This window comes from Lancefieldella parvula DSM 20469, from assembly GCF_000024225.1.
GTDB lineage: Bacteria > Actinomycetota > Coriobacteriia > Coriobacteriales > Atopobiaceae > Lancefieldella > Lancefieldella parvula.
This window is the reverse complement of sequence record NC_013203.1, coordinates 651,626-665,490: the sequence shown is the minus strand read 5'-3', so window position 1 is coordinate 665,490 and position 13,865 is coordinate 651,626. Positions and strand designations below refer to the sequence as shown.

The following is a 13,865-nucleotide window of genomic DNA, read 5'->3' as shown; positions in this document are numbered from 1 at the left end:
AATCCTTATTGCTATAATGAACGACGCAATACGTCTCCTTAGCTCAGCTGGATAGAGCGTCGGTCTTCTAAACCGCAGGTCGCGCGTTCGAATCGCGCAGGAGGCACCAAAAACCCAAGGTAGATGGCTTGCCGTCTACCTTTTTTGTTAAATTTTTTTACAAGTGCACCCTTTTTGCACCCCCTCTGCAAACCAAATTAAAAAACGAATACCTGTTCGAATAAAAGTTTTAACTATTTAGACAGGCCATTTACCTCGATATATTCAAATAATGATATTAGATAGAAAAACGGTACATTTAACCGTATTGAAATACTTCAAAGATTAAACCGGTAAAAATCAGCTTTACAAATAACCAGTTAAACGGCTTGTTGTAAGGCGTTTTAAGCCACGCAAATTGCAAGCTGGAGTATTTACCCATAAAAAACGCCCTCATCTACCACTAGATGAGGGCGAATTGTTGCATTTATTGCTTTGGAACTAAGTTGTCCGCTCCGCTGATCCAATCAGTCTCGATTCCTCGTTCATGGAGCGCATACGAGACAATGCGTGCGGTTGCGTTAGCCTGTCGCCAGTCTCCGCCATCGTCTATGCAATGGTGCTCATCGTATTCTACTTGGGTAGACCAGTAGACCAGCTTCACACTGGCTGGATAGCTGCCAACCTCTTGAGCAGCTTCCTCAACCTGCCCTAAGGCTGCAGAGACTACTTGACGCTGCAACTTCAAAGCATCATCAAGAATGTCCCACGCGTCTTGTGGAGCGTTGTAACCTTCCTCTGTGATGCTTTCCCAGCGTCTTACAGACCTCTCACGAACTCCAAGAGCTTGTGCCAGATAGTCCTGCGTGATTCCTGTCTGTTCTCGTAAAGCCTTGAATTCTTGCTTTGTTCTCATGTGTATCCTCTCTAAGAGTAAGCCCCTCTTTCGAGGGGCTGTCTTGCTTTCTTAGAACTCCTTGCCCTTTGCTGCTTCAAAGAAGAAGTTCATCGCTGCTTCTTTATCGAGTACAAGAACCACACGACGGCGAGTGTTCTCTTTGAAGTACCAGTAAGCGGTACGCTCTGGTGTGCCATTCTTTGGAAGGTTGGTCTTGCTATACTCTTTGCGCTCAAACCTTGTAACAAATGGTGGGAGTGCCTTTGCGTGCTTGGTTGCATAGTTGCCGCTGACCCACTCACTGGATGGAACGCATCCATCCTTGTCCATGATTGCCATGAATTCGGTAAGCTGCTTTGCGGAAGTCTTAGTGAATTTCATTTCATTCCCCTTTCTGGGTTGAGGTTCGACCTTGTGTCCCCCTCTGTTGATATATAACATAGTCCTGTTATAGGACTAATGCAAGATAGAAATACCTCTTCATAATTCCATCACAATTCGATACACATAAAAAAGAACCCCTCTCGTTGCAGCGAGAGGGGTTTGTTTGAGGAAGGAGAGCTTGCTCCCAAAAATCAACAGTTACAGTATAACACTAAGCCTTAATTCCTGCGATGTAACCGTCGTCGTTGGTTGTGACTGTAATGTCGCCTGTGAGAAGCTTACCTTTCTTATCGAAGGCACAGATGTTATCTGCTCCGACTTCATACAAGCAGTCCTCAACTCGTGAGCCATCGGAACGCAGATAGAACCAGTCATTGTCGAGCTTCAACCAGCCAGTAATCATGCGCCCTGTTTCGTCAAGATAGTACCACTTATCTCTATCTTTATCTTCTACCCAGCCGGTAGCCATGTGACCATCAGACGCTAGCAAATACCAGTTGCCGTTGTACTCCAACCAGTCATCGGAAAAAAGCGAACCGTCGTCATTGAAGTACCACCAAAGCTTGTCTGAACCGTGTCCGTCATCGGTGTGAACCCAACCGGTTAACATCCAGCCTTTCTCATTGAAGTAATACCACTTCATACCCACACGGTACCAGCCGACCGCGTATTCACTCGATGACTCGCCCGTCTGATACCACCAGCTGCCCTTGCCGTCGGTATGCCAACCAATCTCAGAAGTTGATCGTTTGCCTGTCATGACCTCGTACCAGTAACATACACGCTCCATATAGTGAGTGTTCTGAGAGCCAGCAAGCTCGCCAGGACAAGCGGTTGCCACGATCTGTTTGTGTGGACGAACATTGCCACCCCAACGCGGGTATCCGAGCCCGTACTTAATGAGCAACGCAGCAACAAGGTGCGCACCGCTCTCTAAGGTAGCTTCAGAGACAGTCCAGGGCGATGAGGAGTTGTTCGCGTGCTCAATCGAGATGCTCTCGCAATTAGCAGTCCAACGACCACACGCCCATGCGGTATTGCTCTCCAGTACGTGCTGAGTGATAGTGCCTGCACCATCCACAGAATAGTGCGCAGACTGTGCCTGCATCCTGTCCCACATGGCAGTAATGGCCGCACCGTCTAAGCCTATGGCAGCTTCATGATGTACCACGATATACTGCACGAAATGACCGTCTCGCCCAGCTGAATAAGCTGACGTTGGAATATACGCGTCAGCGGTAATCTCGCCTGAAAAGTCAGCCATTGTTATTTCTCCTCGGTGTCTAAAGGGCTCGTGCTTGGTTTTTCGTATGTCATTGCACGTGCAGAATCGCTTAGTCCCTTGGTTGTTGGGTCAACCGTGACGCCGATAGCACCAAGGACCGCTACAACCACAGTACCGATGAGATAAGGGTTGCTGATGAACTTCACGAACACATCAGCAAGACTGCCCCATGTAGTCAAGTCAGAATAAGCCAGTCCAAGATATGCCAGGATTGGACTCATAACAATACCTGCCATTCCCAACCACCAAGCGGGATTGTGTAGACGTACTTTCCAGTTAATCATTGCTTTTCTCCTTAAACGATTTTTAACTTCCAATAATTACCTAATGGGTATGCGCCTTCTCCAGACGCTCGAGCCTCCCCGCCTGTGTGCGGGTCACATCCTCAACCACGGCTAGACGGGTATCATGTTGAGCGATCGTATCTTTGACACTAGAGATGACTTCATCGGTGCGAGCCATGTACGCAGCGAACGCTTTCTGATTGTCTTCTGCGTCCCCCTTGAGCTGCTTGATGCCTTCTTCAATGCGCACAAGTCGCATAGCGTCTTCGTTGCTTGCTCTGGTCATTGCACGTGCACCATTGATGAGCGAAACCATCATTCCAAGAAATGAGACAATAGCGATTATTTGCTCGAATGTTAGTGGGTTCATGCTGTCACCTTCTACTCCATGCTCTTGGGTAAAAGTGGAATTATTCCAGTCGCATAACCGCTAGACCAGTTATAGAAGTAAATATGACCGTCACCGCCACCAGCCGCACCGACCCAAATCTTTGCCGTGTTATTGCCTGTCTGTGTGCCTAGAGGGTAATACCCCTCGATTGCAGGTAAAAGATTGTCTGGCATTTGTTCCGTGGATTTATATGTAGCCATGCCCGCTACAAGGTAACAATCGAGATACATCACTCCGCTGCGGATGCAGTAACGAACACGACACGTTCCGTCATCCTGCAAAGTAGTCCAATGCTTAAGATCGCTATTCTCTTGATAAAGCGTGTCAGCAACTATAAAAAGTTGTTCTGGCTTAGACGCTACAACACCATTTAGCTTTACTCGGTAGATTGGAAAGTAATCTTGAGCGTCACCACTTAAAACGTTTCCAGCGGGTACAAGCGGGTCTTTGGCTTCACCTGTTGTTGGAATACCTCGTAACACCTCAAGTTTTGCTGACTCAATACCATGTAAATCACGTTCATACTTAAGACAAATAAAATCGTTACGATTCTGTCCTTGTGTACCTGAAGTGATCGTGATTTGCTCTGGAGCAGTTACACTTACCTGTCTTCCATGAATAATGGCATCACCTGTCGCAATAGTTACTCGGTTGGCGCCTTCTTGTGTTGCTTCTAAGCGCTTACCAACCGCAAGAACGACACTCTTCTCACCAAAAACACCAGCGTGCAAACGTCCTTTATCTGCACCAGTAATGTGAGGTGCTGTACCTTGACCATCAACACATGTAACTGCCATATCAGCTCACCTTGCTTTCAAACTCTTTGAATGAGGCATCATGCTTTGCAAGGAGCTCTAAATAAGCTTTGTAGCACGTATCACAATACGTACGGCTTTCCTCTCCTCGCTGTGATTGCCTCTTAATGTCATGCCATTGAGAGGTTGAGTAAGTATTACTTGGAATGACAAACTCAGATTTGCCGCATCTATCACAGGTATATCTAGCACCTTGTTCTTTAGCCATTACGCCGTCCTTTCCCACTTAAAACCGTCAAGTGACGGCAAACGTTTCCATGTACCGCCAAGGCTCGAGGGATTAAATGATTTAGTTGTTTCATAGATTGTGCCGATTGGGTGGGCCGCTAAGAATCCTCCACCTTGATTTGCTCCGCCACCGCTAATTTGAAGTGTCACCACTGATTGAGAAATCGAGGTAATGCGTCCAAATTCATCAACAGTAAAATATGGAATTGCAAAATTAGCGTTATTACCAGCCATAATTGATTCAGATAGACCATATGAGCCAGCCTTAGCGCCAGAGTCCTGTAGACTTAAAGAAACATTAGATCCTGTCTTAGACACCACAATTGGACTAGTAGAAGTAACGTATTTAACGCTCGAATTAGCAGAAGTAAGAGCATCATTGCCAATTGCTCGTGCCTCGTGAGCCTCACCTTGAGCGGTGACTGCAGCAGTTTGAGCAACTGCAATATGCGCTTCCATATCGACAATTTTCTCATCGGACATAACCGCCGAAATGCGATTGCCAACAATGCGAATGCCAGAGCCAGCAACATAAGTAGTACCGCCGCTTTGTGAAACGCCAGAAGATTCAAAAGAAACGCCTTGAGAGCCGTTTGTTTGATTTGGATCGGTTACCTCATAGCTAACACTTAAAACTCCACTTGCAGCCTTGACAATCTTTTTACCAATGGTTGCTTGTGTTCGCCTTCCCGTGTCTTGATTTTCAGCAACGACTACATCATCAATAAAGAGATTCAATCCATCATGAACAGTTACATCAATAGATGATTGATCTTGCAGCTCTTTAAGCTTCTTCGTTCCCTCTTTCTCAAGTTCGTCATCTTCAATATTGTTATAGTTATAGAGCATTGACACTTCATCTTGGCCAAACAAACTTTGTGTCTTTGAAATGCGACCAGCTTTGTCAGCATAAAGATGAATTACCGTACGGTTTGCAAGCTCACCTTTACCAGCACACACTAAGTGGTTTACAGGATGATATGACGTCTTAGATTTGTAATCCAGAGCGTCAGAATCGAGTCTATTGTCTGTAAGAGGCTCTAACCAAATGAGCGTTTTTCCGTCTGTACGTTGAACTCTAAGACGTGAGCCAGCGGCACTCGCAAGATGTCTTAGTGCTGTGTAAGCGTCACAAAAACGAGGTAGCTGGCACTTAATAATTGCCTCTGACTGACCAGATTTAGCTTCAAATACTGTCGCTAGATCTGCTAAAGCAATAATGCTCTCAATTGCCGTTTGTGCTTTATCTGAGATATTGATGTAATCAGTGCTCGGTACCAAAATTTTAGAAGCGAGCATACCGTGCCAGGTACGCCCGCTCCAGGTAGTCGTTGCAATGCCACCGTCTAAAGAATCAGAGGCAATATCAATAATGCCGCCATATTCAGTGCCATCAATAGACACTAAACAACCATCTTTAATTGGCATTGAAGGAGCAAACACTTCAAGCGTGTTGCCTGTATCACCGAACGACAAATCAAGTACGTAGTCTTCCGTACCGCCAATATCTGTGCCATCTGGTTGAGAAACGGTTAGGAGTTCCATGGAAGACCTCCTCTTGTTTCCCACCACTCAATATCAAAGCCAAAAGTGCCGTCCCATGAGATGTTTTGATAGCCAGTTTTAAGTGGTTCAAAGCAATAATTACCGCTACCTTTACCGCTTCCGCGATTTCCCACGTCAAAGCGGTCTGAGACATCTCCCGTTTCGGTTACAAGTGTGATTGCTTTTCTCGCTTTTGTTCCGTCAACAACAAGACGGCCTCCAGCAGGAACAGTAAGCGTAAATGAATAGGTATTATCACCAATCACAATACGTGGCTGAAGTGCTGCACCGTAGATAACCAACTTGACGGGACACTCTGAGAGTGCCTGTATCTCAAGTTGCTTAGGAGGTCTTGTGATACCTAAGTTATAAGGTGTATTTGTTGGCAGGTTAAGCCAGTCGCTTTGAGCCTCATCTCGCACAATGTCAAAACTTTTTACATGGCTTTTATGCCAGGCTCCATCGAGCAATATAGCGGTTAGAGCAACGCTTGCTTGATCATGAAAGACTGATTGAACATCACTCTTAGCAATGTAAGCTCTTTGCCGCCATTCATTGTTGAATACAAGCTCACCAGGTTGCTGTTTATTGAAGTCAAACTCAAACTCTTGAGACATTTTTTCTGCTAGCTCAAAACCCTCTACAAAGAGGTCTAACGGAACTTCTTGAGCATTTGACGAAATGCCAGAGACAGAACGCGTCCCTAGTGTGTAACCAGGTTTATAACCTCGAAGAGATGTGCCAGTACCAATTGAGGCTTCTGGCACATCAAGCTCAAAGATATTACCGCGGGAAGAAACGTATTTCAGCTTATGCATTTGTTCTCACCGCCTTTTGAACCGCTCTCGCAAAGTCTCGGTCACCGATGTTATTAGAATTCTCATCAATAACCTGTCCAAGCTCACCGTTGCGCATAAAGTCATAGATGTCTGCAAGTGTTGTTGCATTAGCACGTTGCTGCCTTGAGTCAAGCTCAAAAGCCGCACGATAAATACCGTTTGTATTAGCGTCAGCAACTGCTGAAAAGCTCAAAGGACGAGCGTTGTTAAAGACGTCATGCACACTTGACAGTGCACTCATTGCCTCTGTCTCAGCAAGCGATGAACTTCCCTTGATTCCCTTTGCGAAGTCACGCATAAGAGCACGACCAGAATATGTCGTGTAGCCATGACCTGAGAATGGTCCCTTCTTCGCAGGCGAGAATGGAAAAAGCTTACGAACGGCACTAAGTGCATCGGACGCAGCGTTTGTAACAGTACTTACAGCGTTTCTAATACCTTGTGCAAAACCATCTAGAAGTGCACGACCAGAGTTAATAAGCCAGCTTCCACAGCCAGCAAAAAAGCTAGTAATTTGTCCTGGAATACTACTGATAAAGCTTATTGCTGAATTAAAGCCACTAGAGATTCCATTTAAAAAGCCATTACCAGCTGATACCGCCTGTGAAGCAATATTTGAGACAAAGCTTGAAACAGACGCTATAGCTCCCATAAGCCACGACCAAATCTGACCTGGTAGTTGCGAGAAGAATTGACTAACACCACTTAAGAAATTAGAGCCAGCCTCACAAGCTTGCGTATACACGTCGAGCGCCCATAAGACAACATTAACGAGCATTTCGGCGAGTGCTTCTTGAATTCTTCCAGGTAACTCTTGCACAAATGTCACAAATTGATTAAAGGCATTAGGTACATCGACCGTAAAAAACGTTGTAACAGACTGTACAAAGCTTAAAATTGCGTTTGGAATATCAACGGTAAAGAATGAAATAAGCCGCTGAATAACAGTTGCTCCAAATTCACTAATCTTGGCGCCGACACTCGCAAAAAACGCAACAACAAAAACAATCGCAAACGTCAATCCATACAAAATACGTCCTGGCAATGCCTCAAAAAATGCTCCGATTGCAGCAGGAATACCAGATAAAAATGACACAAACTGATTAAACGTATTAGGTAAGTCGACAGTAAAGAAAGTAACTATGCCATCCCAGGCACTTATAACGGCACCAGAAAGACCGCTCCAAACAGCCTTAGCTCCCTCAACAATGCCGCCTAAAACACCACCTAAGAACTCTCCAATAGCACTTACAGCACCACTAACAGCACTACAAATAGTGTTCCAGATGTTGATTACAGCGTTTCTGAAGTCCTCATTTGTATTCCAAAGCCACGTTATAACCGCAACAACCGCGGTAATTGCAATAACAATCCAACCAATAACAGGGATAGATCCTACGAGTGCAAGAAGGCTTGTTCCAACACCACTAATAGCTGTTGAAATCGTTCCGAAGATACTTGCAAGTACTCCGCCTTCGCCGGCAAGTTCACCAAAAATAGAAAGCGTTGATAGGGCGCCTTCTCCGCCCTTGATAGCATCAAAGGCAAGTGAAGCAGCACTTTTTAAAAGTCCAAAGTCATCTGCTATTGAGCGTACCGCTTTAATCGTCTCATAAGCAATCAAGGCGGTGGCTACAGCAACGATGACAGGCGCCACAACCGTAAGATTGTCTCTTAAGCCTTGAACTGCGTCTCGTGCAAACTCTATGGCAGATTTAACACCATCAACAGCGGCCTTAAGCAAATCTGCTGCGCTACGTGAAGCATTCTCTGAGTTATCGAGACCAGTAAACGTTGTTACGAGGTCGCCAATAAGTCCGATAGTGCTATCAAATACGTCTTTTAGAGCATTTAAAGTATTGCCAAACGATGTGATTGCCCCGTTATTTTGAAGCTGGTTCATAAACGAACCAACAGTGGAAATGACAGGATCAAGATAGGTAATTATCGTATCAGCGATGCCAGAAAAACTACTTGAGAAGTTGTTGATTGCGCCGGCAATGTTAGCTTGACCAATGTGATCAATGATTTTTGCAACTGCCTTATTAATGCGGTTCTGTACATTTGTCCAGGCAGTGCCAATTGATTCTGTTGAGATTTTTGCTTGTTCCGCAAATGAGGCATACCCAGGAAGACCCTCATTGTTAAGGCTTACAATTGCAGCGTTGAATTGGTCAAATGTAATTGTGCCGCTTTGCATAGCCTTGTAGAGGTCTGCTTGATTTGCATTAGCGCCTAATAGAGCTTTGGCAATTTGATTCAGCTGTCCTGGCATGGCTTGCGCGAGAATCTTCCATGACTGCATGTCAACTCTGCCAGTTGAAAGCATCTGAGAATACTGCTCAAAAGCAGAATTCATTACCTCTTGACTCTTGCCACCAGCCAAAAGAGCGTTGTTAAATGCCAAAGCAACATCTGTTGCCGTAGCAAGCGAGCCAGATACAGGAGCAATCTTCTGTACAGAGCCAACAATGGCATCAAGAGATGTCGGAAGTCCATCAATACCGTCTGAAAGACGCTGAATAGTTGCTCGCGCATCATCAGCTGAGTAGCCAATAGATGACATAATTTTTGGAAAGTTTGCAATCGTATCTACACGATTTACTGCTGATGCAATTGAGCCAGAAATAGCATCTAGGGCGCGTGTAGTAATGCTCGAAACGACTCCCATAATGGCTCCGGTTGCACCACCAAAGCCGCCTGCATAGTTTTGCGCCGCTTGCCGTCCAGCATTTGTATGCACAGATACCGCTGACTTATAGCCACTACCTAAAGCACGCTTTACATTAGCTCCGAGGTTGTCGAACTTAGGAGTAAGCAGAACAGAGCCTCTTACTACTGTTCCAGCCATTTCTCACCTCCTAACGTGAATTAAATAAAAGCTCCTCAATGCGCTTTTCAGAGACATTGAGGTGCTTTTTATGTACTTCTGTCTTAGGTTCTGGACGCTTAACTGCGTCAGGCTTTCTTCCTTTGCCACCAGCTTGCTCATACCTTAGATATGAGAGATTGTCGACTGCCAAAGCAAGTAAATAATCGCTATTAGACCAGTCGTTTCTTGGATCTGTATCACGAACTGTCCTTGAACCTCTAGGAAGGTTCATGACTAAGAAATACAGACGCTCAAACTCGTAAGAATCAATGAGCGTCTGTACCTTAAGTTGATAGTACTGTTGGAAATCAGCCTCTAGCTTGCCCCTCTTTTCGTCATCACAAAGAATGGGGGCAAGCGGTGCTAGTTTTTTGCGTCAAGTTTCTCCAATAAAGCGGACTCAATACGCAAGATCTCTTCTGCGTCATCGTAACCAAGCTTTTTAGTTACAACATCAACAACATGATTGTCACAATCACCACCAAAAAGATAGTCGTAGAGAGCAAGTACAGGAGAAAGTGCTTCTGGGCTATTTTGCTCTGCGTCACTAACACGAGCCATGTGGCGCATAAACTCACGAGACTTAGTACGACGCATATCAACGACATACTCTTCATCCTCAAATTCAATTACACGTTCATAAGGAGCGCGTTCTATTTTTCCAGGAACAAAGTCAAGATACTTCGCCTCAAGATTTGCACGTGATTTTTCCTTTTGTTCAGCCAGCTCTCTAAGCTGTTCAGCAGACATATTAGATACATCCATATTGAATCCTTTCAAGACCTAATTAGTGCTGTTGACTTGGTGCTGCAGGAGTTACAGCAGCCTTAGTAGTGTCATAGAAGACATCGCGGTAGGTATCACCGTCAAAGACTTCAGCTGGCATGCACTTAATAGTTGGAGTGTATCCAAGGAAGTCAGAGCTGTTCTGCTTTACGGTATCGCGCTCAAAAATGCGTCCAATAGGAATAATTGAACGCTTTACCGTAGTCTCATTAATGACAGCGTCAAAAATGTAGATGCGAGGAGCGGTAAAGCGTGGATTATGACGAACGGTAATAGAACCGTCTGTCTCAACCTTGACGTTGTCATCACCGTAAATAACCCTCAAAACAGTCTCAGCAGACTCAAGGAATGTAACCTTTGCTGCCTCTGAATACTTTGAAATTGAGGAGCTAATGGCATTTCCGCCCCAGTCGTTCTTATCCTCTGAAGAGAGGTCGAGAGAGAACTCAACGCCGTCTTCTGAGATATAGCCTAAAGACTTAATCTTGCCAGGATTAGCAGCAATCAAATCCTTAATGGTTTTCTTGACATCAAGAAGAGATTTAATGTCAACACTTGCATCAACTACAGCTGCATAGCCACCAGGGCGGCCTTTTGCAGCGCCAACGTAGTTTGAATTATAAATAGCATTTGTATCAGCCATAATTCCTCCTAAAGACGTGTAGTCACATACACGTCTAATTGGTATCGATATTTCTTTGAATCCGGGTCTGGGAAGTCATAAATACTTTGAATCTCAACCTTGATAACCTTATCAAGCTCTTGCCAACACTCAAACAAAAGAAGCCTCACTGCCAAAGCGAGCTTATAAGCAGCAGCGTCTGTGGTACTCCAAGCTTGCACTGCAAGATTAGCCGTATCCCAACCAATCGTCGCGCTTCCTCCAGTTCGTGTAACGGTAACAAACTCTTTCGGCTCACGAGCAGGAACTCTTGTTGAAGCGGGAACGTTGAGCTTTTGACTTATATACTTAGTAAGCTCAGAAAGGACGTCGTAATTCATCCATTACATCCTTTCTTAAGAATATTAAGTTTTGCATTTGCTCGACCTGCCCATTTACCATTCTCAGAACCAGAACAGTACACAAGACCAGCTGCTGTGTACTCGCGATTAACCCATTTAGCGTCAAAGCGAGCACCATGCTTAAGGTATTTTTCTGGCAGTAAAGCATTACATTTTGCTGCACAAATATGAGCCGCTTCACGACACATTTCAGCTACAGGAGCTGTATGTAACACTTCACGGATGCCTACCAAGTCAGGCTTTAAATCAGTAACCACAAAATCATTAGCCATCGACTACCACCGCTTCAACAGGTCTATCCCAATCAAGAGGCGTCAAGCTATCAAGATAAGGTTGAGGGTCTCCAATAACTGAAAAACGCACGCCGCTATGCTCAATAAACGCTCCTCTAAGACTACGTTTATAGGTCTTTGGGAAATGAAACATCATATCCACTTTGTCACCGTTTGGACGGCTCTCTGAGAGGTCAGCGGTTGAGACAGGAGCAGGAAGCACATTGTCTACCTGCTCATAAGTTTCAACACCAGGAATCTCATTGCCATGGTCATCGGTAATTACAGAAGTTCTTATAACCTTAACTTGAATACCTTTAATAAGAGCCATCTGCCACCTCGTGCTCCTGCTTACCCATAGGCTGAATTGAACCAATACGGATACCACTTAGACCAAGTCGAGCTCGCTCTGAGCGTGTAATGTAGAGGTCAGCGGTTGGGTTAGCAAAGGTAAGCGTTGATTGATAAACACCAGCTTGTTGGCTGTACTGAGAAGCTCCCTCAAAACCAGAAGGAACATTTATAGCTCGAGCAACAATGGCGCAAGTAACAGCACAGACATTTTCATCAAAGCGAGGGTTTAGACCCGCCTTATAAGCTGTCTGGTGGTATGCAATGAAATTAGAGCGCAAGAGGGCTGAGGCATCTTGCAAAAGAACCTCAACCCTCTCTGGAGCACCAGACCCATAGCGATCCTCATAGTCTGCCTTAGTGGCAAAGGTTTGTGTCTCTGCCATATAAGCCTCCTATGCTTAAGCAGCTGTACCGTTTGCAAGACGGACGAATTGCTTTTTATCACGTACGACAAAGCCAAACATAAAGGTGCACTTCAGAGCAAACATATCACGCTGATAGAGGTTCATCTGAGTACCACCAGCATTGATAGTCGCCTGATCAGCCAAAGAAACAGTAATGTCTTTGACAAGACCAAAACGAGCACCAGTCCAGTCTCCACCAGCACCGACAAGCTCAGGTGTCTTACCCTGGTTCTTTGCCTGGTAAGCCGCACGAGAGAAGAGAGATGGAATAGCGAGAACAGAAGAACCGCCATCCTTACCCTCTACAGCAGGGTTAGTAATAAAGAGAGGACGCTGTTGGTTGTCTTTTGCCTTAAGGAGCAGAGTGCGTGCCTTAGGGGACAAAATCCAACCGTTAAGATCGCCGTTGGCTGTTGCTACTTTCTCAAGTGCATCTACAAAGCCGTCGTAAGCCTTAGCAGAAAGGTCTACTGAATCAGTATCTGCAAGAGTATCAAAGCCAGTGCCTGGAGTAGTGCCATAGAGGATAGTGGAGTCAACTTTACGACCAATAGCACCTGGAAGACGGTTCTGAAGCTCTGCGAAGATAGCCTCATAATTGTCCTTGAACTCATTAGAGAAGAGCTCAATAACAGAGAGCTTATAAGGCTTCATTTCCTTAACTGCGAGAGTGGAATTAGAGACTTTAATCTCTTCGCCCTCATTGACAAAAGATGCCTCTGGGTCACCAGTTACAACTGGAACTGTCATGCCTCGTCCAGGAAGCTCAATTGGAGTTGCAAGCTGCATAACAGCAGACTGCTCCTGGACATTTGCAAAAATCTCTGAAGAGAGGTCTCCTGGGAGCGTTGCAGAAGTAGTTAAAATACCGTTTGCCATATTGAATCCTTTCGATTAGTTAAATGTTTCAGACATAAATTGCCCAAATTTCTGTGCTGAAGTTTCTCCAGCTTGTGTGTGTTTACCTGATTCAGGAATAATTGGAGCAGAAGGCTTTTTGGCGAACGCAGCTACTGCTTCTGCAAACGTTTTCATGCTCTCTTCATCTGCGCCTTGAATGAGGTCCTCTGGTACCCCTGTGTCTTTAGCGACTTGCTTGCGCATCTTCTGCAATTCAGCGTCCTTATCGCGTGTCTGCAATTCACCTTTAAGGTTGTCAACCTCAGCGAGCGCCTTTTTAAGCTCCTCGGAGCCATTCTTTTCGAGCTCATCAAGCTTCAAAGACCTGGCTTTCAAGTCCTCATAATCAGAGAACTCAGAGCGTACTTTTTCACGCTCTCTTTCTAGCCTGTCTTTTACGATCTTGTCGAGCTGCTCTTGAGTGGTTACAGGTTCCTTCAAATCCATTTCTTTCCTTTCAACAGATTCCATCCGCTCGGATGTGTACGAGTGACATTTCCCTTGTCACGAGGTAAATACCGCTTTACCGCAACGGCTGCGTATATGAAAAAAGCCACTTTTCAGCGGCTTAAATCAATAAAATTGGGTATAATTGAACTAAGAAAA

General features: G+C 45.1%; 19 protein-coding genes and 1 tRNA gene. 1 reads left to right on the top strand and 19 read right to left on the bottom strand.

Annotated features, from left to right (window positions below; translation table 11 throughout):
• Positions 1-32 precede the first annotated feature (32 nt).
• Positions 33-109: transfer RNA gene (locus APAR_RS03060), tRNA-Arg, on the top strand.
• Between the two features lie 357 nt (positions 110-466).
• On the opposite strand, the gene APAR_RS03055 is transcribed toward APAR_RS03060, so the two are convergent.
• The 19 genes from APAR_RS03055 to APAR_RS02965 all read right to left on the bottom strand — a co-directional run bounded on the left by APAR_RS03055 (position 467) and on the right by APAR_RS02965 (position 13,706).
• Complete coding sequence (locus APAR_RS03055; RefSeq protein ID WP_012808684.1) at positions 467-895, bottom strand: helix-turn-helix domain-containing protein; 429 nt, start codon at positions 893-895, stop codon at positions 467-469.
• A 51-nt stretch (positions 896-946) separates the two neighbouring features.
• Positions 947-1,258 carry a hypothetical protein gene (locus tag APAR_RS03050; RefSeq protein ID WP_012808683.1) on the bottom strand — a complete coding sequence of 104 codons (312 nt, stop codon included), beginning with the start codon at positions 1,256-1,258 and terminating at the stop codon, positions 947-949.
• A 214-nt stretch (positions 1,259-1,472) separates the two neighbouring features.
• Complete coding sequence (locus tag APAR_RS03045; RefSeq protein ID WP_012808682.1) at positions 1,473-2,525, bottom strand: N-acetylmuramoyl-L-alanine amidase family protein; 1,053 nt, start codon at positions 2,523-2,525, stop codon at positions 1,473-1,475.
• A 2-nt stretch (positions 2,526-2,527) separates the two neighbouring features.
• The gene (locus APAR_RS03040) at positions 2,528-2,830 is read right to left on the bottom strand and encodes a phage holin (RefSeq protein WP_012808681.1); all 303 of its coding nucleotides are present in this window, start codon (positions 2,828-2,830) and stop codon (positions 2,528-2,530) included.
• 40 nt (positions 2,831-2,870) lie between these two features.
• Positions 2,871-3,200 carry a hypothetical protein gene (locus APAR_RS03035; RefSeq protein WP_012808680.1) on the bottom strand — a complete coding sequence of 110 codons (330 nt, stop codon included), beginning with the start codon at positions 3,198-3,200 and terminating at the stop codon, positions 2,871-2,873.
• An 11-nt stretch (positions 3,201-3,211) separates the two neighbouring features.
• Entirely contained in the window at positions 3,212-4,018 is an 807-nt protein-coding gene (locus APAR_RS07125) for a hypothetical protein (protein ID WP_012808679.1), read from the bottom strand.
• 1 nt (position 4,019) lies between these two features.
• Positions 4,020-4,244 carry a hypothetical protein gene (locus tag APAR_RS03025; RefSeq protein ID WP_012808678.1) on the bottom strand — a complete coding sequence of 75 codons (225 nt, stop codon included), beginning with the start codon at positions 4,242-4,244 and terminating at the stop codon, positions 4,020-4,022.
• A complete protein-coding gene (locus APAR_RS07120) occupies positions 4,244-5,809 on the bottom strand; it encodes a hypothetical protein (RefSeq protein ID WP_012808677.1) in 1,566 nt (521 codons plus the stop codon). Before APAR_RS07120 ends, APAR_RS03025 begins: the two co-directional genes overlap by 1 nt.
• A complete protein-coding gene (locus APAR_RS07115; protein ID WP_012808676.1) occupies positions 5,797-6,627 on the bottom strand; it encodes a hypothetical protein in 831 nt (276 codons plus the stop codon). The genes APAR_RS07120 and APAR_RS07115 overlap by 13 nt, the downstream gene beginning before the upstream one ends.
• Positions 6,620-9,499: a tape measure protein gene (locus tag APAR_RS03010; protein WP_012808675.1), complete on the bottom strand. Its 2,880-nt coding sequence runs from the start codon at positions 9,497-9,499 to the stop codon at positions 6,620-6,622. Before APAR_RS03010 ends, APAR_RS07115 begins: the two co-directional genes overlap by 8 nt.
• Positions 9,500-9,509: 10 nt before the next feature.
• Complete coding sequence (locus APAR_RS03005; protein ID WP_012808674.1) at positions 9,510-9,752, bottom strand: hypothetical protein; 243 nt, start codon at positions 9,750-9,752, stop codon at positions 9,510-9,512.
• A 131-nt stretch (positions 9,753-9,883) separates the two neighbouring features.
• Positions 9,884-10,285: a hypothetical protein gene (locus APAR_RS03000; protein WP_012808673.1), complete on the bottom strand. Its 402-nt coding sequence runs from the start codon at positions 10,283-10,285 to the stop codon at positions 9,884-9,886.
• A 22-nt stretch (positions 10,286-10,307) separates the two neighbouring features.
• The gene (locus APAR_RS02995; RefSeq protein ID WP_012808672.1) at positions 10,308-10,949 is read right to left on the bottom strand and encodes a hypothetical protein; all 642 of its coding nucleotides are present in this window, start codon (positions 10,947-10,949) and stop codon (positions 10,308-10,310) included.
• Between the two features lie 8 nt (positions 10,950-10,957).
• Positions 10,958-11,308: a hypothetical protein gene (locus APAR_RS02990; protein ID WP_012808671.1), complete on the bottom strand. Its 351-nt coding sequence runs from the start codon at positions 11,306-11,308 to the stop codon at positions 10,958-10,960.
• A complete protein-coding gene (locus APAR_RS02985; protein ID WP_012808670.1) occupies positions 11,305-11,601 on the bottom strand; it encodes a hypothetical protein in 297 nt (98 codons plus the stop codon). The genes APAR_RS02990 and APAR_RS02985 overlap by 4 nt, the downstream gene beginning before the upstream one ends.
• A complete protein-coding gene (locus tag APAR_RS02980; RefSeq protein WP_012808669.1) occupies positions 11,594-11,932 on the bottom strand; it encodes a hypothetical protein in 339 nt (112 codons plus the stop codon). Before APAR_RS02980 ends, APAR_RS02985 begins: the two co-directional genes overlap by 8 nt.
• Complete coding sequence (locus APAR_RS07110; RefSeq protein ID WP_012808668.1) at positions 11,919-12,338, bottom strand: Gp19/Gp15/Gp42 family protein; 420 nt, start codon at positions 12,336-12,338, stop codon at positions 11,919-11,921. Before APAR_RS07110 ends, APAR_RS02980 begins: the two co-directional genes overlap by 14 nt.
• Before the next feature lie 15 nt (positions 12,339-12,353).
• A complete protein-coding gene (locus APAR_RS02970) occupies positions 12,354-13,238 on the bottom strand; it encodes a phage major capsid protein (RefSeq protein WP_012808667.1) in 885 nt (294 codons plus the stop codon).
• Between the two features lie 15 nt (positions 13,239-13,253).
• Positions 13,254-13,706 carry a hypothetical protein gene (locus APAR_RS02965; protein ID WP_012808666.1) on the bottom strand — a complete coding sequence of 151 codons (453 nt, stop codon included), beginning with the start codon at positions 13,704-13,706 and terminating at the stop codon, positions 13,254-13,256.
• Positions 13,707-13,865 lie beyond the last annotated feature (159 nt).

Bases quoted from the DNA above. Each gene is read 5' to 3' on its own strand.
- APAR_RS03055 (WP_012808684.1), bottom strand. From the start codon at position 895: ATGAGAACAAAGCAAGAATTCAAGGCTTTACGAGAACAGACAGGAATC.
- APAR_RS03050 (WP_012808683.1), bottom strand. From the start codon at position 1,258: ATGAAATTCACTAAGACTTCCGCAAAGCAGCTTACCGAATTCATGGCA.
- APAR_RS03045 (WP_012808682.1), bottom strand. From the start codon at position 2,525: ATGGCTGACTTTTCAGGCGAGATTACCGCTGACGCGTATATTCCAACG.
- APAR_RS03040 (WP_012808681.1), bottom strand. From the start codon at position 2,830: ATGATTAACTGGAAAGTACGTCTACACAATCCCGCTTGGTGGTTGGGA.
- APAR_RS03035 (WP_012808680.1), bottom strand. From the start codon at position 3,200: ATGAACCCACTAACATTCGAGCAAATAATCGCTATTGTCTCATTTCTT.
- APAR_RS07125 (WP_012808679.1), bottom strand. From the start codon at position 4,018: ATGGCAGTTACATGTGTTGATGGTCAAGGTACAGCACCTCACATTACT.
- APAR_RS03025 (WP_012808678.1), bottom strand. From the start codon at position 4,244: ATGGCTAAAGAACAAGGTGCTAGATATACCTGTGATAGATGCGGCAAA.
- APAR_RS07120 (WP_012808677.1), bottom strand. From the start codon at position 5,809: ATGGAACTCCTAACCGTTTCTCAACCAGATGGCACAGATATTGGCGGT.
- APAR_RS07115 (WP_012808676.1), bottom strand. From the start codon at position 6,627: ATGCATAAGCTGAAATACGTTTCTTCCCGCGGTAATATCTTTGAGCTT.
- APAR_RS03010 (WP_012808675.1), bottom strand. From the start codon at position 9,499: ATGGCTGGAACAGTAGTAAGAGGCTCTGTTCTGCTTACTCCTAAGTTC.
- APAR_RS03005 (WP_012808674.1), bottom strand. From the start codon at position 9,752: ATGAACCTTCCTAGAGGTTCAAGGACAGTTCGTGATACAGATCCAAGA.
- APAR_RS03000 (WP_012808673.1), bottom strand. From the start codon at position 10,285: ATGGATGTATCTAATATGTCTGCTGAACAGCTTAGAGAGCTGGCTGAA.
- APAR_RS02995 (WP_012808672.1), bottom strand. From the start codon at position 10,949: ATGGCTGATACAAATGCTATTTATAATTCAAACTACGTTGGCGCTGCA.
- APAR_RS02990 (WP_012808671.1), bottom strand. From the start codon at position 11,308: ATGAATTACGACGTCCTTTCTGAGCTTACTAAGTATATAAGTCAAAAG.
- APAR_RS02985 (WP_012808670.1), bottom strand. From the start codon at position 11,601: ATGGCTAATGATTTTGTGGTTACTGATTTAAAGCCTGACTTGGTAGGC.
- APAR_RS02980 (WP_012808669.1), bottom strand. From the start codon at position 11,932: ATGGCTCTTATTAAAGGTATTCAAGTTAAGGTTATAAGAACTTCTGTA.
- APAR_RS07110 (WP_012808668.1), bottom strand. From the start codon at position 12,338: ATGGCAGAGACACAAACCTTTGCCACTAAGGCAGACTATGAGGATCGC.
- APAR_RS02970 (WP_012808667.1), bottom strand. From the start codon at position 13,238: ATGGCAAACGGTATTTTAACTACTTCTGCAACGCTCCCAGGAGACCTC.
- APAR_RS02965 (WP_012808666.1), bottom strand. From the start codon at position 13,706: ATGGATTTGAAGGAACCTGTAACCACTCAAGAGCAGCTCGACAAGATC.